Annotated in this window: 12 protein-coding genes; 3 read left to right on the forward strand and 9 right to left on the reverse strand. The window is 48.7% G+C overall.

The window, feature by feature from the left end:
- Positions 1 to 254: 254 nt before the first annotated feature.
- Positions 255 to 995 (forward strand): DUF2189 domain-containing protein, encoded by a 741-nt coding sequence (locus Kalk_RS07035; RefSeq protein ID WP_101893513.1) that lies wholly within the window; start codon positions 255 to 257, stop codon positions 993 to 995.
- A gap of 56 nt (positions 996 to 1,051) precedes the next feature.
- Here the strand turns inward: Kalk_RS07035 and Kalk_RS07040 are convergent, their stop codons facing one another.
- Together Kalk_RS07040 and nifJ are read right to left on the reverse strand one after the other, a co-directional pair.
- Positions 1,052 to 2,065, reverse strand: a complete 1,014-nt coding sequence (locus Kalk_RS07040) for a dihydroorotate dehydrogenase-like protein (RefSeq protein WP_101893514.1) — start codon at positions 2,063 to 2,065, stop codon at positions 1,052 to 1,054.
- On the reverse strand, positions 2,065 to 5,652 hold the full coding sequence (gene nifJ / locus Kalk_RS07045; RefSeq protein ID WP_101893515.1) for a pyruvate:ferredoxin (flavodoxin) oxidoreductase: 3,588 nt from the start codon (positions 5,650 to 5,652) through the stop codon (positions 2,065 to 2,067). Before nifJ ends, Kalk_RS07040 begins: the two co-directional genes overlap by 1 nt.
- 208 nt (positions 5,653 to 5,860) lie before the next feature.
- On the opposite strand from nifJ, the gene Kalk_RS07050 reads away from it, so the two are divergent.
- Positions 5,861 to 6,049, forward strand: coding sequence for an FAD-dependent oxidoreductase (locus Kalk_RS07050; protein ID WP_101893516.1), 189 nt, complete (start codon positions 5,861 to 5,863; stop codon positions 6,047 to 6,049).
- Positions 6,050 to 6,108: 59 nt separating this feature from the next.
- On the opposite strand, the gene Kalk_RS07055 is transcribed toward Kalk_RS07050, so the two are convergent.
- The 7 genes from Kalk_RS07055 to Kalk_RS07085 all read right to left on the reverse strand — a co-directional run bounded on the left by Kalk_RS07055 (position 6,109) and on the right by Kalk_RS07085 (position 19,902).
- Complete coding sequence (locus Kalk_RS07055; RefSeq protein WP_101893517.1) at positions 6,109 to 7,053, reverse strand: MerR family transcriptional regulator; 945 nt, start codon at positions 7,051 to 7,053, stop codon at positions 6,109 to 6,111.
- Positions 7,054 to 7,374: 321 nt separating this feature from the next.
- Complete coding sequence (locus Kalk_RS07060; protein WP_101893518.1) at positions 7,375 to 10,479, reverse strand: efflux RND transporter permease subunit; 3,105 nt, start codon at positions 10,477 to 10,479, stop codon at positions 7,375 to 7,377.
- 1 nt (position 10,480) lies between these two features.
- Positions 10,481 to 11,530 (reverse strand): efflux RND transporter periplasmic adaptor subunit, encoded by a 1,050-nt coding sequence (locus Kalk_RS07065; RefSeq protein WP_101893519.1) that lies wholly within the window; start codon positions 11,528 to 11,530, stop codon positions 10,481 to 10,483.
- Between the two features lie 631 nt (positions 11,531 to 12,161).
- Positions 12,162 to 15,287, reverse strand: coding sequence for an efflux RND transporter permease subunit (locus tag Kalk_RS07070; RefSeq protein WP_101893520.1), 3,126 nt, complete (start codon positions 15,285 to 15,287; stop codon positions 12,162 to 12,164).
- Positions 15,280 to 16,779 (reverse strand): efflux RND transporter periplasmic adaptor subunit, encoded by a 1,500-nt coding sequence (locus Kalk_RS07075; protein ID WP_101893521.1) that lies wholly within the window; start codon positions 16,777 to 16,779, stop codon positions 15,280 to 15,282. Before Kalk_RS07075 ends, Kalk_RS07070 begins: the two co-directional genes overlap by 8 nt.
- Positions 16,772 to 18,145, reverse strand: coding sequence for a TolC family protein (locus Kalk_RS07080; RefSeq protein WP_199768024.1), 1,374 nt, complete (start codon positions 18,143 to 18,145; stop codon positions 16,772 to 16,774). The genes Kalk_RS07075 and Kalk_RS07080 overlap by 8 nt, the downstream gene beginning before the upstream one ends.
- 614 nt (positions 18,146 to 18,759) lie before the next feature.
- Complete coding sequence (locus tag Kalk_RS07085) at positions 18,760 to 19,902, reverse strand: acyl-CoA dehydrogenase family protein (protein ID WP_101893522.1); 1,143 nt, start codon at positions 19,900 to 19,902, stop codon at positions 18,760 to 18,762.
- Positions 19,903 to 20,146: 244 nt separating this feature from the next.
- On the opposite strand from Kalk_RS07085, the gene Kalk_RS07090 reads away from it, so the two are divergent.
- Positions 20,147 to 21,166: an AraC family transcriptional regulator gene (locus Kalk_RS07090; RefSeq protein ID WP_101893523.1), complete on the forward strand. Its 1,020-nt coding sequence runs from the start codon at positions 20,147 to 20,149 to the stop codon at positions 21,164 to 21,166.
- Positions 21,167 to 21,171 lie beyond the last annotated feature (5 nt).

Raw genomic sequence — 21,171 nt, forward strand, 5'->3', positions numbered from 1 at the left:
GTAAAAGCGGCAAGAAAATCTAAAATATGGCGGTTGTGTGAATCTTTTAGCCAATCCAGCTATGCAGCGATAGTAAGCGATTGAGCGAAATTGCACCCCTAAGCTGGCTGTAAGGGTATATTTTTCAGAGCAGCTATATTATAACAACCCAACAATTCGATGACCGACTATAATGTAGCGATCACGCATTGTGTTTGACTTCTTCATTCTATATTCAGATTCGGGCAGCGCTTGACCATACAGGGAGTATATCCATGAGCAACAACTATTCCGCACCCAGTGCAACGCTAGTGAACAGCAACGACTCAGGGCAAACCGTACAGGACGCAATAGAAGGCAATTATTCTGTAGAGCTGGCAGACATCCTGTCTGAAGCCTGGCAAAAAACCAAAGGGATTAAGCGCTATATTCTGGGTGCTGGTGCCACTATGTACGCCATCGTATTTGTGGTTATCTTCGCGGTTACCATGCTTACTATAATGGTATCAGGAGCCGACCCGGAATCAGCAGGCCCGGCAGCAATACTGATACAATTCATCATCCAGATTGCTATGATGGCTATTATTCTGCCGTTCTCTGCCGGCATTTTTGTTATGTGCATGAAGCAGGTTCAGGGCGAGCAACCTGCATTCAGTGATGCTTTCTCCTGTTTTGGGAAAACAGGCACGCTACTGTTAACCATGATACTTATGTACATCATGATATTTATCGGATTCCTTCTGTTTATCATCCCTGGCATATATCTGAGCATTGCCTATGTCATGGCTATCCCGCTGATAGTGGATAAGGACATGGGCCCCTGGGAAGCATTAGAGGCCTCCCGCAAAGCAATTACAAAACACTGGTTTTCGATGTTTGTGTTTTTAATTGTGCTCTCGCTGATCATGTTCGTCAGTATGCTGCCCCTGTTTATCGGAATGATTTGGAGCATCCCGATGATGTCAGTGGCCATGGCAGTGCTGTATCGTGAGATTTTTGGTATCAGTAGTTATTAGTTTGATTTAAGGCATTGTCAAAAACAGTCAAGGGGTGATCATTCGATCACCCCTTTTTAATAATGAACACCACTTTTTGGAGTATAACTATCTAACACATCCAAATAGTTGGCTCGTTCATAGCCATTGGGATTGACAGCATTCTGGTAGCTCAAACTACCTTTCAACTGCTGTATAGATTCGTATTCCTTCTCCTCCATCCATTGTGTCATGTCGCTTATAATGTGATGAATGGCATGTTCACCTTGTTGCAGCAGCACAGAGCACAGATGCACCACATCGCCACCTGCCAGCAATGCTTTCATCACATCCTCATAACGGTGAAAGCCACCCGTGGCAGCCAGGGTCATCCTGACTTGCGGACGTAACATTGCCAACCAACGTATACGCAGCAACGATTCGTTAGAGTCAGAAAGACTCAGTTGTGGGTTTATCTGCAAAGTTTCAAGATCGATATCAGGTTGATAAAACCGGTTAAACAGCGACACCCCTCTAACGCCTGCACTTTCAAGTTGTGAAACAAAATGGCCAAGGCCTGTCACCTGATTTGATAATTTAACAACGCAAGGCACTTTAATTGCTTCCACCATACGCCTAACAATGCTCAGATAAGCGTGCTCGATACTATCACTGCTATCATGTCGATCTGCGTTAATTCCATATAAATTCAGCTCAATAGCATCACACCCGGCAGACTCAAGATCTTTAGCATGCTCAATCCAGCCACTATCGGAAACTCCATTCAGGCTGGCAATCACAGGAATAGACAAAGAAGACTTGAAACGGCTTATATTCTCCAGCGCTTGATCCAACTTAGATGCATACTGATGTGATACCGGCAGAAAGCTATCGGCCTCATGGTGACCAATATCCTGCATGTCCATAAAGCGGTGCATGTGTTCTTGCTCATAAATCAGCTCCTCCTCAAAAAGTGAGGGTAAAATCAAAGCCGACGCGCCTGCATCTTCCAGACGACGCGCACTATCCAGATTGCGGGTTAAGGGGCTGGATGATGGCACCAACGGATTTTTTAACGTCAAACCACAATACGATGTCGTCAGATCCATCATTATTTTTGCTCCTTATTCCAATCAAGCGATGCGAGCTGTTGATACCGTTCAAAGCGCGTTTTGACTTCCTGACGCGCCTGGTTCAATAACGCATCCGCACGGTCAGGGCTGGTATTCCAAAGCATATTGAAACGGGTTTCACTTTTAACAAAATCTGCGTAATCGATTGAAGCTGGCTTTGAATCCAGCTTCAGCGGATTAACACCTTGTTCTGCCCTGCGCGGATCAAATCTGAATAGAGGCCAGTGGCCGGAATCCACCGCCAGATTCTGCTGCCGGTGATTATGGCTCATATCCACTCCATGAGCGATGCATGGCGCATAAGCTATGATGAGCGAAGGCCCGGGATAGGATTCTGCTTCAAGAAATGTATGTAGTGTATGTACATCTTTTGCACCATAGGCCACATGGGCAACGTACACGTTCTCATAAATCATCGCTATCCTGGCCAAATCTTTTTTAGCTGTGGCCTTACCACTGGCGGAAAACTTAGCAACCGCTCCGCGCGGCGTAGCTTTCGAAGTCTGACCACCGGTATTGGAATACACCTCTGTATCCAGTACCAGGATATTTACATCCCGGCCCGAAGCCAACACATGATCCAAGCCACCGAATCCAATATCATATGCCCAGCCATCTCCCCCTATAATCCAGACACTTTTCTTTACCAAGGCATCCAGAACCGACTCTAATTGACGAGCTGAAGGCTCATCGATTCGTGCTATCTGAGCACGTAACTGCTCGACACGTTCCCGTTGTTCATAAATGTCCGCTTCGCTTTCCTGCTTGCATGCCAAGATGCCACTCACTAAAGCTGGATCTAAACGCCCTTTCAAATTCAGCATGCAATCTTCAGCAATCAAACGCTGCTGATCATAACCTGCCCGAATCCCCAAGCCAAACTCTGCGTTATCTTCAAACAATGAGTTATTCCATGCCGGCCCTCTACCTTCTGCGTTTTTCGTCCACGGTGTTGTAGGCAAATTCCCCCCGTAAATAGAAGAGCACCCTGTGGCATTGGCCACCAGCATCCGATCACCAAACAGTTGGCTGGCCAACTTTATGTACGGCGTTTCACCACAGCCTGAGCATGCACCTGAAAACTCGAACAGTGTATCCAACAGCATAGAGCCCTTCATTGTGGACTCTTTTACCTCTGTTCGATCGATATTAGGTAACGAGAGAAAGTACTCCCAATTGAGCTTCTCTTGCTCTTTCAAAGGCCCTATCGGTGCCATATTGAGCGCTTTATGGCTTGCGTTACTCTTGTCACGAATTGGACAAATGTCCACACACAACGAACAACCAGTGCAATCCTCTGGTGCGACCTGATAACTGATATGAGTGCTTGCCTCATAATCCTTACCCAGAATCTGAACGTGCTTAAATGCCTCTGGAGCAGCTTTAAGCGCGCTTGCTGGAAACGCTTTGCTTCGGATCACTCCATGTGGACATACGAACGCACATTTACCACAGTGAGTACAGATTGACTCGTCCCACACCGGGATCTCCAAACCGATGTTACGTTTCTCTATTCTCGCCGTTCCTGTGGGATAGGTACCATCTACAGGCAACAGGCTAACGGGGATCAGATCACCCCGCCCGGCAATGATCTCTGCAGTCACATTTCTCAAAAAAGGATTGCTCTCCTGCGCACCAACCTCATGAAGCTCAATCAGAGAGCAGATCTCCTTGGGCACAATGACTTCTTGGATGGCTGCCAACGTATTATCAATGGCTTCAAAATTACGTTGCGTAATATGCCGTCCTTTGCGGCCATAGGTTTTTTCTACTGACGCTTTGATCTGTGCAATAGCATCTTCTTTTGGAAGCACTCCGGATATTGCAAAAAAGCAGGTTTGCATCACTGTATTGATCCTACGCCCCATACCGCTTTCCTGTGCCACAGCATAGGCATCAATGACATAGAACCTGATTTTCTTTTCAATAATGTTCTTCTGGGCTGAGCGTGGCAAAGACGCCCATACTTGCTGCTCTGACAATGCACTATTTAAAACAAACACTGCATTCATAGCAGCTTTCTTTAGCATGTCATACTTCTCAAGAAACACAGTTTGGTGACAACCAATATACTGCGCACTATTATCTGCAATCAGATAGGCTGAACGAATCGGCTGTTTACCAAACCGTAGGTGAGAAACGGTAACAGCGCCCGATTTTTTTGAGTCATAGACAAAGTATCCCTGAGCATGCAGGTCTGTACACTCGCCAATGATTTTGATGCTGTTCTTGTTAGCGCTGACAGTACCATCTGAGCCTAAGCCGTAAAACAAACATTCTATTGTATCTTGGTTAGCATTAACCCCTTTGCCCTCATCCCAAGGCAAACTATGATGACCAACGTCGTCATTGATGCCAACCGTGAACTGATTTTTAGGCTTGGCATTTTTTAAATTGTCAAATATCGAGCACACCATCCCTGGAGTAAACTCTTTAGAAGATAGACCAAATCGCCCGCCGACTATTTTAGGCATTGCGGCAAAAGGAAGTCTGTCATCGCATAATGCCTCCATGACTGCTGCGGCCACATCCTTGTACAATGGCTCACCCTCTGCTCCCGGCTCCTTGGTACGATCCAGTACAGCTATTGCTTTGGTTGTTATGGGTAACGCGGCCATTAAAGCCTCGCCATTAAAAGGCCGATACAAGCGCGGCTTAAGCACACCCACTTTTTCGCCGCCAGATGCCAGGTTGATCACGGTTTCGGCCACCGTTTCCGCCCCTGACCCCATGACGATAATCACCCTTTCAGCATCAGCAGCTCCCTCGTAATCAAACAACTGATATTGACGCCCAGTTAAATCCGCGAACTCGTTCATTGCCTGCTGCATTATCTGAGGGAACGCATCATAGTATGGGTTCACGGTTTCGCGAGCTTGAAAGAATACATCCGGGTTCTGCGATGTACCTCGAATTACCGGATGATCTGGGGAAAGTGCCCGCTTGCGATGCTGCTGGATTGCATCTCGATCTATCATCGCGTCAATTACTTCGTCACCAATCAAATCTATTTTGGCCACCTCATGGGAAGTGCGGAACCCATCAAAAAAATGCAACACCGGGATGCGACTACGCAAAGATACGGCCTGGGTGATCAACGCCATATCATGGGCTTCCTGCACCGAATTCGACGCGACAATGGCAAACCCTGTACCGCGCGCCGACATTACATCACTGTGATCAGCGAATATGGATAGTGCCTGCGCCGCGATCGAACGCGCGGCAATATGAAACACAGCCGGGGTCAATTCGCCCGCAATCTTGTACATATTAGGCAGCATTAACAGCAAGCCCTGGGATGCAGTAAACGTTGTGGCTAATGTCCCCGCTTGCAAGGCGCCATGTATTGCCCCTGCGGCCCCTGCTTCACTTTGCATTTCAATGATTTGCGGAACACTCCCAAATATATTGGGTTTTCCCTGGGCAGACCACGCATCAGCATGCTCACCCATTGCCGAAGCTGGTGTAATAGGATAAATCGCTATGACTTCGTTTGTTTTGTGAGCAATATAAGCAACCGCTTCGTTACCATCAATCGTCACCTTCTGCGCAGATTCCTGGGGCATTGCCACCTCTCCAATGTTCCTTGATAGAACTCTCACCACTTTTGCATGGAGCCTACAAAACGGAATTGATCTGGAACAATGGATATAGGGATTTTATGATGCTGTCTCATCAGGTACTCTTTCAAAGCAGTCCTATCGGGGTAGTTTATGCCTCCCAATTAGATAGAAGAACAAACTCAACAATAGGGAACTAACCCGACGCGCCGTATTGAAAGGGGCTCTTTTTGGTGGTGCCGTACCTGGCGCAATCACAGGCTTCTGGCAACAGCATCTTCGCGCCCCTCTTGGCAATGTCTTTTGGGCCGGCACAGAGACTTCTGATTACTGGGCAGGGTACATGGAGGGAGCTGTACGTTCAGGGCTAAGAGCCGCCAGGGAGGTGCTGGAAACCCGATAAGCGCCTGCTCCGCCCCCCCTAAGTAAGATCTATCGATCTGGTAGTAACCATGAACAACTTTAGGCTTCCACCAGGTCGAGATCGATTCCTTCTTGCTCCAATACCGATTGCAATAATGTTTCCATTATTTCTCTGGCCTCAGCAGTACGCATGTATATGTGGCGATGCAAATCTTCGCTGGCTTTGTCTTTGTTCTGACATTGAGCGCTGTATTGCTCGAACGCCACCAAACTCTTTATGAGTTCAGCCATGTGATGAGGGCACTCACAATCAATACTGGATGTGAGATTAGCCGCCTTGCTCAATGCAGTGTCGGTGAATTGTCGTGAAGGTGCCCGACGCATTGGCAGGATCTTGGCGCTCCTGTGCTGAGGATTTGCCAAGTCGCTCAGCATCGTATGCAACTCGATACGATCCAGAGGAGCCTTCAGCATTCTGACGCCCAACGTACGCAAATAACTAACATCCTGCTGGCGTGCAAAGCGATAAGATAAAACAACATTGCGTGCTGTCACTTTCTTTATACACGCACCGAGCGCTTTAGCCTCTACCGCACTAAAAGAGGGAACATCCAACATAAGCAAATCGTATTCAACACCGCTGTAGATGGATTCAAACTCTGACAACGTAGCATACCGCTCAATATCTTTAACGTTCAGGTATTGCTGAATGGTTTGTTCCAATGAAGGCAAAATTTCATTACCCACGAAGCACACCTTCAACGAAGGTTTGGCTGCCGCCACCTTTGATTCCAACTTGCCAAACTCTAACAGAGTGTCACGCAGCTCAGCGTCACTCATTCCTGCTACTGAGCTTATGGCTAATCCATTATCCACGCACGCCTTCAGCAGCTTCAAACGGTTTAGCGCCTCTTCACTGTAAACTCGGCGACCACTTTCGGTACGTTCGGTATGAACGGCACTGTGACGTTTTTCCCAGACCCGCAAATTATGTACAGACAACCCGGTTAATTTGGCAATAGCACCGATTCGATACTGTTTCATGGTTATCACTCCTCTTTAGCGCCTGCCCTGACAAAAACAACATATGGACAATATATGAATTTTATATGGACGCAGGCATATTTAGAGACATAACTGCCCACCTGTCAACAACAAAATGTAGACAACATGCAAACGCTACCTGGACAGCAATCAAGGGCAACAATTGAGGAAATCGCTATACTACTGATATAAAAGGCTTTTTTCGAAGGAAGGTCTAACAACTGTCAAATCTGTCAGACCTTTATTGATTGACGTAGCGATGACTATTCGAATGACCAGAATGCCATCGCATTGTACTTAACTGTGAAAACGCCTCGAGTTCTATTGTGGAAACTCGCCCTCTTGAGATGATAACCGTCGCGCAACATCCCCAGGTGAGCCGGTCTTACGCGCAAGCAGCTCGTATGCAACCGGCACCACAAACAATGTGAACACTGTTGCGGCAAGAGTTCCAGCCAACACCACCACCCCGATTACCATTCGAGTCTCAGAACCAGCGCCACTGGACATAATCAGCGGAATGGAGCCTGCAGCAGTGGTGATACCGGTGATCAATATAGGGCGAAATCGCACTTGCGTTGCCTCCAGTATCGCATCCTTAAACGGCATCCCCTGATCTCTCAGTTGATTGGCAAATTCCACAATCAAAATACCGTTCTTCGATGCCAGCCCAACCAGCATCATCAACCCAATTTGGGAATAGATATTCAAAGAGCCATTCGTAAGGTATAACCCCAGCAACCCACCACACATAGCCAGGGGTACCGTAAGCATGATAATGAAAGGATGCACATAGCTTTCAAACTGAGCCGCCAATACCAGATAGGTCACGATTACACCCAGGAAAAATATAAACATTATACTCTCACCTGCGAACTGGTAATCCCGTGATTGACCTTTGTAATCAATATTTACGCTCTCAGGTAGCTTTGCCCGAGCCAGATCCTCGAGGTAGGTTAAGGCGCTTCCTAGCGGAAGATCATCTGCCAAGTTTGCCTCTAACGTTATAGCACGCACCCTGTTATAACGATTTAAAGAGGTGGCCCCGGCAAACTCTTCCAGTTTTACCAAATTAGATAATGGGATCAACTGCCCTAAACGCCCTGACTTTACATAGATATTCTGCAGGCTAATAGGTGTGTTCTGATTACTTCTTTCTCCTTCCAATATCACATCATACTCTTCACCCTGATCTACATAATTAGTCACACGGCGTGAGCCCAGCATGGTCTCCAACGTACGGCCAATATCACCAACTGAAACACCCAAATCAGCTGCCCGGTTGTAGTCAATCACCACATTAAGCTGGGGCTGGGTTTCCTTATAATCCCAGTCGATGCCTAACAAACCAGGATTATTCTTATTAATTTCATTTGTCAGAATGTCGCGCCACTGAGAAAGCTGCTCATAAGTTCCGCCCCCTAGAACGAATTGCACAGGCTTTTGTGCTCGCGCACCAAACCCCTGTCGCATCACGGGAAATGCACGCACCCCAGGTAAATCCTGCAATTTCTCGCGCACTTCATTCATGATCTCAAACCCACTTCTGCGCTGCGCCCAATCACTCAATACATTGATAATGATACCTGAGTTAAAGTTCTCCAGGTTGCCAAATCCTCTAGGCGCTCTCACCAGCAAACGAGTGATCTCGCCCTGATCGACATATGGCATCATGCGGCGTTCAATTTCATCCATGTACTTTTCCATGTATTCGTAGGTGGCGCCTTCCGGGCCATTAACGATCAGGTAAAACACACCGCGATCCTCTTTCGGAGAATACTCCGACGGAATTTCTTTGAATAATAAATAACTCGCAAGGATAATTCCAACAAAAGCCACCACCACAAGCCAGGGGGCTCCCATACAGAAACGAATACTTTGACCATACCCAGCCTTTAACCAGTTAAATGCTTTATCCACAACATGGACCACCGGGCTATGATCATTCTGCTTTAGAATCTTCGATGCCAACATGGGAGAAAGAGTGAGTGCTATCAAAGTCGAGAAGCATACTGCCGCTGTCATGGTAAGGGCGAATTCAGAAAAAAGACGCCCCAGGTCACCCTGAAGAAAGGCAATTGGTACAAATACCGAAACCAAAACCAGCGTTGTTGCTATTACGGCAAAACCTACCTGTCGTACACCGCGGTAAGCAGCCAACAAAGGAGGCTCACCATAATCATGCATACGACGAACCACGTTTTCCAGCACCACAACGGCGTCATCCACCACCAGCCCGATCGCAAGCACCAGCGCCAACAACGTGAGCAAATTAACCGAAAAACCAAAGATCAATAATGCTATGAACGTAGCAATAATAGACACCGGCACCGTTACGGCAGGCACCAGCATCGCGCGCGCACTGCCAAGAAACAGATAAATCATCAGCACCACTAAACCAATCGCAATAGCCAAGGTGCTGTATACTTGAGCAACGGCATCTTCTACAAAAACAGACGAATCATAGCTTTGCTCCAGGCTCATGTTATCAGGCAGTGTGGCATTAATTCGTTCACGTTCACGCTTTGCAGCGCGTGCCACATCAATGGTGTTAGCAGTGGACTGTTTGATGATGCCTATACCTACCTGTGGTATACCATTGCCACGAAACAGAACGCGACTTTCTTCAGTGCCCTTCTCTACTCGCGCCACATCCCCCAAACGCACCAGATAGCCATTATCACCTCGCATTAAAACAAGATTGGCAAAGTCGTCGACTTTACTAAAGGTACGCTTTACCCGCACAGTTAACTGTCGAGTCTCACCTTCCACCGTTCCGGCAGGCAACTCCACGTTTTCAGCGCGCAAGGCAGCTTCCACATCATTGGCCGTTAACCCTCTTGCCGCCATCTGATTACGATCAAGCCACACTCTCATGGCATAGCGTTGCCCGCCACCTACTCGTACTCGAGCGACACCATTGAGCACTGAAAACCGATCCACCAAATAGCGATCGGCATAATCAGAAAGCTCAGGCACCGTCATCCCTTCACCCACAAGATTCAGCCAAACAATGACATCATCGTCGCCGCTTTGCTTCTGAATTTCCGGTGGATCTGCCTCCGGAGGAAGATCGTCTGAAATACCCGCCACGCGATCACGCACATCGTTAGCGGCAGAATCAATATCACGATCTATTTCAAACTCGATGGTGATACGAGAATTACCGTCACTACTCACGGATTCCACATAGCGAATCCCTTCAATACCCGCTATCCGCTCTTCAATTATCTGCGTTATTCGCGTCTCAACCACACTGGCTGCGGCACCACGATAACCGGTATCAATGGTGACCACAGGGGGATCGATTTGCGGATACTCTCGTAAAGAAAGGCGATCAAATGCAACAATGCCAAACGCAATCAGAAGCAAAGAAATCACAGATGCAAATACTGGCCGTTTAACAGACAGGTCTGAAATCAGCATTTTAGCTTCCTATTACCGGAGAACTGTCCATTAAACGAATGGGGGTGCCTTGCTCCAACTTCATGCTACCATCCAATACAACCTGATCCGTAGCACTCAGACCCTCCTTAATCTCAACACGCCCTTTTAAACGAACACCAATAACAACTGGTTGTCGCTGCGCGTATAAACCATCGCTGCCTTCACGAACCACAAACACAAAGTGCTCATGCCTCTGCTGTACCAAGGCAGATTCAGGAACAACAAACGCAGTACGTGGATCGCTCAATAATGTTACCTCCATTAACAACCCGGCCTTCAATAGCCCCTGCGGATTATCCAGAACGGCACGCACTGTGATCGAACGAGACAGCGGGTCAATCCGATTATCAACCGATTCAACTACACCCCTAAAAGTGGTGCGTCCAAATGCTCGGGAGCGCCCCTCTATAGTCATGCCAGGTTTAAGAGAGGACAAAAACAGAGAAGGTATATTAAAATCCAGTTTCATTTGAGAATCGTCCACCAGCGTAGTGATTACATCACCAGGCGACACATATGCGCCGGGGCTGATATTACGCAGCCCAACAACACCGGAAAATGGTGCACGTACCGTTCGGTTCTCCAATCGGGACTCTATCCCCGCCACCCTCGCACGGGCAACATAAAACTCACGCCGTTTCTCATCCAGCAATGATTGGGATGCATCACCTCGACTGGCTACCGATTTGATCCGATCCAACTGTGCTTGTGCTTCATTTAACGTGTACTGTGCTTCCTGCAATACTGTTTTCTCTTCGGCACTTTCCAATCTGACCAAAATGTCGCCTTTAGTCACCCGCTGACCGCTTTCAAACAACAGCGCCTCAACGCTTTCTGCAACATTGGCAGTAATAGTGACCACTTCATTGGCCTTCAGAGTACCTAAAGCCTCCAGCGGATCTGCAATCTGTTCTTGTTGTACCGTTTTAACAACAACCCCTACCGGCGATGCAGCCCACACAAAAACCGGGGTAATCATGGCCCACAAAAAGGCATATCGTACGGAACGATGTGTACGTAAAAACTGCATGGGGTTTCCCTATATTGTCTGGATCATACTCGCGAACTACTATGCCACAAAAAGATTTGCCAAGGTCATATATTGGCTGCCTGAAAATCAAAGGCCCCATAGTTTTCAGGTTTTATTCCATCTCCGACTATGGTTGACCTTAAGCTTGATTAACAAAGAGAGTCTCAATCTCTAATCAAATCGGCAAGCGAGCAATCACGACCGAATAACAAAATGACATATTACTATTTTGCCTGCACTATCTGAATGCAAGCCACTTAAGCGACTGAATCAATTAAGAAACAAACGCACCATTATTGTACACAACACCATCGCCGTGCAGAAAGCCAATATTCTATACAGGCTCTCTCGGTTCGTTTCTTGACCAATCTTGCGCACCTTACTAAACCTATTAATAACAAAAAACATTTAACCCGTCACACCACAAGCGAGGAGCACCCGAGCCAATAACTCGATCAAGGTGACAATGAAAAATCTCATCGATGCCTGTATGGCTACTTTGGTGTTCTGGACTGTGAGTTGGGGCTAATGTTTGGCGTGATTACGTCAAGGGCATGAATGCCATACCTAACCATGCTGAGCTGGGCCTGCAAAAAATCAACTCCCCCCGGAATCACACCACCCGCCCATTTTACAGACCACATCGCTTGCCCCAATACCGCAACGAAAGAAAATAGATAACTGGAAGCACAAATAGCGTCAGCAACACTGCTGTGATCATCCCACCAACCATCGGCGCGGCTATTCTACTCATCACCTCAGACCCAGTACCACCGCCAAACATAACAGGAATCAGACCCACAATGGTTGCAATGGCTGTCATCATCACAGGCCTGACCCTTAAACTGGCACCATTAATTATGGCATTACGTAGCCGGGCTTCGGGCTCGTCACCTCCATCATCTGTTACTAGCGACTGCTGATAAGATTGCTTAAGATATTGAAGCATGATGACGCCGGTTTCCGCCGCCACCCCCGCCAAAGCAATAAAACCCACTGCAGCCGCAACCGAGAAATTAAAACCCTCGAACCACATCAACAATACTCCGCCAACCATGGCCAGCGGCAAAGTAACCATAATCATAAGCACCTCAGCAACGCTGCGGAAGTTCATATACAGCAGCACTATAATAATCATCAGAGTTAAAGGAACCACGTAGGTGAGTTTCTCTTTGGCCCGCTGCATATACTCATACTGCCCAGCCCATCCAATAGAGTATCCTGCCGGCAAATCAAGTTCGGCAGCCACTGTTTCCCGTGCTCGATCGACATAAGTACCTACGTCGACGTCCTCAATATCGATAAAAACCCATCCATTGAGTCGCGCGTTCTCACTTTTTATACCCGGTGGTCCTTGCTCTATATAGACGTTTGCAACATCCGCCAGGGAAACCCGCTGACCTGATGGCGTTATGATAGGTAATAGAGATAAGCTTTCCGGGCTATCTCGGTAATCCTGCGGGTAGCGTAAATTTATGGGATAACGCTCCAACCCCTCAACCGTTTGGGAAACGTTCATGCCCCCAATAGCCGTTGCCACAACCTGTTGCACATCGACAATATTAAGCCCGTATCGCGCGGCCTTTTCCCGTTGTATATCCACTTTCAGATAACGACCGCCAGCAACCCGTTCGGAATACACCGATGCAGTACCTGGCACACCTGCAACGATGGTTTCCAATTGCTGCCCGATATCTTGAATGACGTTGAGATCCGGCCCCGCCACTTTAATACCCACTGGGGTTTTGATCCCCGTGGCCAACATATCAATTCGAGTTTTGATTGGCATAACCCAGGCATTGGTAACACCAGGCAATTTCACCAGCGAATCCAGCTCCGACTTTAATGTTTCTGGCGTAACACCAGGCCGCCACTGATCTTTCGGTTTCAGTTGAATAAAGGTCTCGATCATGGTGAGCGGTGCGGGATCGGTTGCGGTCTCAGCTCTACCTACTTTACCGAACACATTCTCCACCTCGGGTAAGGTACGGATCAGCTTGTCGGTCTGCTGCAACAGTTGGCGAGCTTTGCCTATAGAAATACCAGGATAAGTTGTGGGCATATACATCAGATCCCCTTCATCCAGTGGTGGCATAAATTCGCTGCCGATCTTATTTACTGGCAAAAGCCCCACCGCTGTAATCACTAATGCCGTCATTACCGTCGCCTTAGGGTATGTCAGCAAAATACGGATTGCCGGTCGATATAGCCAAATCATACTGGCGTTAATCGGGTTCTTTCTCTCCGCAATTACTTTACCGCGGATGAAGTAACCCATAAGAACCGGAACCAGCGTAATCGCCAAAGCGGCTGAAGCAGCCATAGCATAGGTTTTAGTAAAGGCTAGTGGTGCGAACATTCGCCCCTCCTGCGCCTCCAACGTAAACACAGGTATAAAGCTGACCGTGATTATCAACAGGCTGAAAAACAGTGCCGGCCCAACTTCGCTGGCCGAATCAGCCACCACCTTCCATCGATTTTCATTGGTGAGTGGGGTACGCTCCATATGCTTGTGCATGTTTTCAATAAGCACAATGGCTCCATCTATCATTGCCCCAATCGCAATGGCAATCCCTCCCAGGGACATAATATTGGCATTCAAACCCTGCCAATGCATGATAATAAACGCAACCAAAATTCCGATGGGCAAACTAACGATAGCGACAAGCGAGGAGCGCACATGCAGAAGAAACACAATGCAAACAAGTGCAACCATTATCAATTCCTCTGCTAATTTTTCCCACAGATTATCTACGGCTCGCTCAATAAGTGCAGACCGATCATAAACCGGTATTAACTCTACTCCCTCCGGCAATCCTTTCTTTAGCTGTTCAAGCTTCTCCTTGACGCCTTCAATGGTTTTTTGAGCATTCTCACCAAAGCGCATCACCACGACACCACCCACCGTCTCGCCCTCACCGTTAAACTCCGCGATACCTCTTCGCATCTGGGGGCCAATGGCAATATCGGCTACATCCTTTAGCAACAGGGGGGTTCCATTCTCATTTACGCCCAATGGCACATTACCCAGATCTTCCGAGCCCTGTATGTACCCTGTGGCACGCACCATGTATTCAGCCTCAGCCATTTCTACAACCGAGGCGCCCACTTCCTGATTGCCTTGCCGAATGGCAAGCTGAATATGGGACAACGGTATGCCGAAGGCCCGCAATTTATCGGGGTTAACTTTCACCTGATACTGCTTCACCATGCCCCCAATTGAGGCCACCTCAGACACGCCGGGCACGGTCTGCAGTTCGAATTTCAAAAACCAGTCTTGCAGTGTGCGCAGCTGGCTGATGTCGTGGCGGCCGCTTCTATCCACTAACGCATACAGATAGATCCAACCCACACCAGTGGCATCTGGCCCCAGTTGCGGATTGGCATTAGGTGGCAAGGTTGCAGCAACCTGACTCAGATATTCCAGAACGCGACTGCGCGCCCAGTACAGGTCTGTTTTTTCGTCAAATATCACGTATACGTAGGAATCACCAAAGAATGAATAACCTCGCACGGTTACCGCACCAGGAACAGACAACATCGCAGTGGTGAGAGGATAGGTAACTTGATCTTCGACCACCTGAGGCGCCTGCCCTGGGTAGCTGGTTTTAATAATCACCTGCACATCCGACAGGTCGGGAATGGCATCAACCGGTGTATGTTTTAAGGCATAACTCCCCATACCGACAATCATTACCGTTGCAAGCAAAACAAAAAAACGATTAATTACAGACCAACGAATAATGGCTTCAATCATGGCTCATCGCTCCGTGATCTGCACCCTTCGGCTCAATCGGCATTGCATGTATGCGGGTGATCATAAACTCACCCTCAACACTCACCTCAAACATAAAGTGGATGCGCATCCCGACTTTCAGACCAGCAAGGTCAACTCCGTCCATGACATTAAAATCCATATTGGCGGGACCTCGATTCCACTTGGGAATCGCTTCACGATCAATATTCAGGTTTCTCGAAGCTGCGTCTATCGATCTAATAACGCCCATGACTTCAGCAGAGGCATTCTGCTTAGCCTCACTTGCATAGTGCATGCGCATGAAGTCTGAAGTTTTAGATGATTCCGAATCCAATAAGAACTGCGCTGATGAAACCACATCATCACCGACCATTATGCCAGCCAGAATCTCAACATTATTTTCAGCGATACGCCCTACCTGCACATTTATCGATTTGAAGCGTCCATCGCCCAAAGCCAACACTACACGATCCACTTTCCCCGTTCTGATCAATGCCTCTCGCGGGATCAGCACCGCGCTGTCACTGGATTGAGCATGCACGGTAACCTGGGCAAACATATTGGGCTTCAACTGTCGATTTGGGTTGTCAAAGCGCATACGCAGTTTTATGGTTCGGGTCTTCTCATCCAGGGTAGGATAGACATAATCCACCTTTCCCAGCCATTCCTTGCCTGGTGTGTAATCCAACGTCATGCTCACAGGAGCGCCTACCTGGACCAACGATGCCTGCCGCTCAAACACCTCTGCCTCTACCCACACTTCATCCAGCGAGCCGATTGACATAACCGTGGTACCGGGCTGAATAAAAAAACCTTCGCGAATATTGAGGTTATCTATCACGCCATCTTGTGGTGAATATACCGTTATGGTCTGGTGAACCTTACGGGTTTTTCGCAGCTGCTGGATCGTTGTATCCGACAATTGCAACGCCCTCAGCCTATCCTGAGCCGCGCTTATTAAGCGGGTGTTGTTTCGCTCTAACGCCAACACCATTTCCTCTTGCGCGTTTACTAGAGCAGGTGAATATAAATCATAAAGCGGTTGGCCTGCCCGTACCGGGTCGCCTTCGGCTTTCAGGTATAACTTTTCCACCCAGCCTTGCACCCTGGGGTGGATATGTATCAACTTATCCTGGTTGTATTGCACGTAGCCAACAGTGTTGATCTCGGTTAATAGGGCTCCCGCTTGAGCCTTGACTGTCCGCACCCCTAAATTGTTGACCACTTCAGGCGAAATCGACACCGTACCAGGCCCGCTATCAGTGCTAGCATCAGCATAAACCGGTATCAAATCCATACCCATTGGGGACTTGCCTGGTTGATCTCGCCGGTATCCCGGATCCATCGGTGCCACCCAATACAGAGGTTCCGGTTTGGCCTGTGACACCTCTCCGGCTGGAGTTGTTGTCAGATTAGGCGCAACGACCAGGGTCAAGCCCGCGCCAATGAAGCAACCAACCAACAGCCATACACCTATTACTATTTTATTCATGATGATATCCCCCCTGCTGCGCGTGGTCGGCGCTGGCAAAATAGTAGTTTAAGTGTGCGGTAACTTTTTTCTGTTGCACAAAGATATTCAGCGCGTCAATTTGTGCATTCAGTTCCGCTATGCGTGCACGCATTACCTCGGAAAATTCGCCGCTCTCATTGGTATAGGCTGTAAGGGAGGCTTCCGCCTGCTCGTGGGCTTGGGGCAACAATGTAGTGCGATACAATTCATGCCGCTGATTAAGCCGCTGCCATTGTGCTCGCATGGATTCGAAACCCGACAACATGGATTTAAGCCGCAGCCATTTTTCGGTTTTAACCGATTCCACTTTCGAAACCGCCGCCGACACCTCGCGATCCTGGCGATTGGCAGTAAACAAGGGCACATCCAAGGTTACGCCTACTGAAAAGAAATCAGCCCGTTCACTGCCCACAGGGTCATCATCACGATACCCATAGCTCGCATTAACACCCCACTCTGGGCTGTATTTTTGTTGCGCCAGATCCACTTCCGTACGACTGACATAAATCTTTTGTTCCAGCATACGCACTGAAGGATGCGCCATGAAGATCTGCGATAATTGTTGCCAGTCACTTTTCTGTTCCTGCAACAACCACGCTGGTGCAATAACAGCAAGCTCTGGATCTTCTGTAGGCAGCGATGTAACCGACCGCTGCACGATCAATGCATCCTCTTCACTGGTCGGCCCCCCTTCAAATTGTGCGATCCATTGCCCCAATGCGGCAAAATTACTGTCACGCTGCTGCTCCAGACTAACAAGCCGATCTTCCAACCGCGTCAGTTCCAGCTGAGCACGGATCACATCCTGTTGTCGGGTATGACCCATGGCAGAGGCATAGCTGCTCTGCGTGATCTCCGACATTTGCTCAAACAGATAGTAATTACGTTTGATCAGCTCCACTGATTGCTGGGCTTGCCACGCATCCAGCCACATTGTGCTCACCTGCAGCCGAATCTGCGCCAATCGTTCAGCTCGCTCGAAGGGCATTCGCTGACTCATCAGCTGCATCTTTTTTTGCTGTAACCCACGCTGATCGCCACGGGGGAACATCTGACTAACGCCGACCTTGAATTGGGTCATCGGCTCCTGATCAAAGTCCCATGTATTTGTGGGTAGGTTAGCAAAGGCCAAGCTGACCTTGGGATCAGGCAGTGCTCCAGAAGCGACACTCATGTCCTCCATGGATCGCTGATCATGAAGGCTACCTTGCAGCCATGGATCGTAACGTTGCGCCAAGTTGATGGCCTGCTGCAAAGACAGAGGATCAGCGGGCGCGGGGGGGCTGAACAATATCGCCCCAAGACTGAATGGAACTAACACAGATTTCAAAAACGGACTGATCATAACGACCCCGAACCAAACAATGAAACACACTGCCACAACCTGTGAGGCAGACGCACTTATCCTGGGTCAGGCTTGTATTGGAGGTTTGAAATGAACCGTATGTGGCAGATGGAGATAGCAGGAAGGGAGGTATGTAGCGTGAACCGCAACGCAAGAATCGAACAATAGCACGACTGACGTCAAGGGCGCGCCTTGGGCGGAGCCACAGGACATCGGAGGGCAATAGCACTCCTGCTCACAGCAATCGTGGGCAATCGATACAGAATCAATCGCCCCATATATCATATTCTGGACTACTGGGTGCTGCTCTAGCCTGTGCGGCAGAGCGGCCTCGCTTTGGGGTACTGTGCCATAAGCCAAACCCGGCGACATTGTTGCTGCGCTATCGTTGGACGAATCATGACAGTGAGCCGCTTGTACAGAAGACGCAAACACAAATGCCCCCATGATGCATACCAGCATCAGGGTTATCTTTATCAGAAATTGGGCAGGCTTGCGGTTTGGCACGCTGGCATCCTATGAGATTGGCTCTGAAAACTGCGCCTATACCAGCAATGATAGTCCATACCACACCGGCTGGGAACCCCAAACCGGTGCGGCATGTTCATGGGTATTTATCGGCCCACGATGCTGCGAGAGATGACTTCTTTCATGATTTCGGAAGAGCCAGCGTAGATCGTCTGGATTCGCGCATCGACATAAAAGCGGGAGATAGGGTATTCGACAGTATAACCGTAGCCGCCAAACATCTGCAGACACTCGTTTACCGCGCGTAATTGCATCTCGGTGGTGGCCAGCTTGAGTACAGCCGCATCGTCGACAGTCATCTTGCCTTGTTTGAACTTGGTGATGTTTTTCTCTAACAGAGCCAGGCTCAGTTCGATGTCAGTTTTCACATCGGCCATTTTGAAACGGGTGTTCTGGAACTTAGCAATAGGCTGACCAAACGCCTTGCGCTCCTGCACATATGCAGCTGCCAGATCCAATGCGCCCTGAGCTGCACCTACCGCCTGAGTCGAACATCCCAGACGCTCACGGGGCAACTCCTCCATCAGGTAGACAAAGCCTTTGCCCTCTTCACCCAGCAGAGCATCCGCCGGCACTCGCAGATCACTGAAGAAAAGCTCAGCAGTATCACTGGAATGCTGACCAATTTTTTCGATCTTTTTACCGGTAGAGAAACCCGGTAGCGTAGTGTCCACCAGGAATAAAGATATGCCTTTGGCTCCGGCCTTGGGGTCGGTTTTGGCACAGACAATCACCATGTCGGCATGAATACCATTGGTAATAAAGACTTTAGAGCCGTTAAGCACGTACTCATCGCCATCTTTTACTGCCGTGGTACGCAACGCAGCGAGGTCACTTCCAGCGCCGGGCTCAGTCATGGCAATTGCGGTAACCACTTCGCCGGTTACCATTTTGGGTAACCATTTGTCTTTCTGGGCCTGTGTGCCGATATTGTTAACATACGGCGCGCAGATATTGGCGTGAATATTGTAACCGGTAGCAATGCCGGCATAACCCAAACGGGACATTTCCCACATAATCATCTGGGTCACTTCAAAGTCTGCACCGGCGGAACCATATTCTTCTGGCATATCCACCAACAGCAGGCCAGCCTCACCCATGGTGTTCCAAACCTCGCGTGGCATCATGTGGTTCTTTTCCCATTCTTCAAAATGGGGTTCTATTTCCTGCTGCAGGAAACGCAAAACCATGTCACGAAAGAGTTCCAGTTCTTCATTCTGTTCACTCATGAGGGGGCCTCTCACTAATCGGGTTAAATAAAGAAAAACCTGATCCGGAGCCGGATCAGGTCACGCTGCAGATTGGGCTGCATAAAGTCTAGGAGTTTGAACCAGGAACGCCAAGGGCTCAATGATGAAACATGTCAATAAATTAGCATTATCGGACTCACGCTTACCTTTAAGGTGATATTTATACTCAGTTAGGGCAATATTCCAGGATATTTTTACCTTTTTCGGACATCTACAACTTTCCATGAAAGCCCATTACACCAATCACACTGTTTCTATTTACTTTGCGCGAGCCTACCTCGAGCGGGGCCGACAACTGGGGTTGGATTGCAATGCGCTGATGGCTTATGCCAATCTCACGCCTGCGCTCATTGCAGACGACCGCGCCCGGCTTGCGCCCTACCAACTCGCCAGGCTGCTGCACAAGGTAATGGTGGACGGTGATGACGAGTTCATGGGGTTGGCGGCCGAACGCTCCCGCTTTGGCATATTCACTTTGTTATCAGAGCGCTTGATTCATTGCCAAACCCTGCGAGAGGCCCTACTGGAAACCCGTCGCTTCTACCGACTGGTCACAGGATCTGTATTGTTTGAGATTGATGAGGCTGTAGACGTCACTCGGCTCTATGTGCAGATGACTGCTCCTGAACAAGATCCGGACTTCATAATGACTGAGTTGCTAATGCTGATTTGGCACCGTTTTCCATCCTGGCTGATTGCCGAAGTCATCCCACTGAACGCCGTACACATGGCCATGCCGGTACCACAACACAACCGGGAATATCGCTTGCTGTTCCCCTGTCCGGCAGCATTCGAACAGGACGCTAATTGCCTGATAATGCCAACCTATATGATGGAACGCCCAATTCAGCGTAGCTCAGAGCAACTGCGCAAATATCTGGCCAAGGTTCCTTTGGTTTGGTTTCGCAAACTGCAATTTGTTGAGCAATTGACTGAGCGTGTGACTCACATTTTAAAACACTGTGATGACCTGCAGCGTATATCCGTGGAACATGTCGCACAGCAACTGCATATGACATCCCGCACCTTACGTCGCAAACTCACGGCAGAAGGCACCCAGTTCCAGATACTGAAAGACAACGTGCGGCGTGAACGTGCTATTTTCTGGTTGAGCCAGAAAGCCTCCATCAAGGAAGCCGCCATCAAAACCGGCTATACCGAAACCGCATCGTTTATTCGCGCATTTAAAAACTGGACGGGGATGTCGCCAGGCCAATACAAGCGCAACCTGAATGTGCGTTAACTCAC

The sequence above is a fragment of the Ketobacter alkanivorans genome, assembly GCF_002863865.1.
Taxonomy (GTDB): Bacteria; Pseudomonadota; Gammaproteobacteria; order Pseudomonadales; family Ketobacteraceae; genus Ketobacter; species Ketobacter alkanivorans.

What these genes read in the sequence shown, in the direction of transcription:
- Kalk_RS07065 (WP_101893519.1), bottom strand. Translation starts at nt 11,530, where the DNA reads ATGCAGTTTTTACGTACACATCGTTCCGTACGATATGCCTTTTTGTGG.
- nifJ (WP_101893515.1), bottom strand. Translation starts at nt 5,652, where the DNA reads ATGCCCCAGGAATCTGCGCAGAAGGTGACGATTGATGGTAACGAAGCG.
- Kalk_RS07080 (WP_199768024.1), bottom strand. Translation starts at nt 18,145, where the DNA reads ATGATCAGTCCGTTTTTGAAATCTGTGTTAGTTCCATTCAGTCTTGGG.
- Kalk_RS07035 (WP_101893513.1), top strand. Translation starts at nt 255, where the DNA reads ATGAGCAACAACTATTCCGCACCCAGTGCAACGCTAGTGAACAGCAAC.
- Kalk_RS07070 (WP_101893520.1), bottom strand. Translation starts at nt 15,287, where the DNA reads ATGATTGAAGCCATTATTCGTTGGTCTGTAATTAATCGTTTTTTTGTT.
- Kalk_RS07055 (WP_101893517.1), bottom strand. Translation starts at nt 7,053, where the DNA reads ATGAAACAGTATCGAATCGGTGCTATTGCCAAATTAACCGGGTTGTCT.
- Kalk_RS07040 (WP_101893514.1), bottom strand. Translation starts at nt 2,065, where the DNA reads ATGATGGATCTGACGACATCGTATTGTGGTTTGACGTTAAAAAATCCG.
- Kalk_RS07075 (WP_101893521.1), bottom strand. Translation starts at nt 16,779, where the DNA reads ATGAATAAAATAGTAATAGGTGTATGGCTGTTGGTTGGTTGCTTCATT.
- Kalk_RS07085 (WP_101893522.1), bottom strand. Translation starts at nt 19,902, where the DNA reads ATGAGTGAACAGAATGAAGAACTGGAACTCTTTCGTGACATGGTTTTG.
- Kalk_RS07090 (WP_101893523.1), top strand. Translation starts at nt 20,147, where the DNA reads ATGAAAGCCCATTACACCAATCACACTGTTTCTATTTACTTTGCGCGA.
- Kalk_RS07060 (WP_101893518.1), bottom strand. Translation starts at nt 10,479, where the DNA reads ATGCTGATTTCAGACCTGTCTGTTAAACGGCCAGTATTTGCATCTGTG.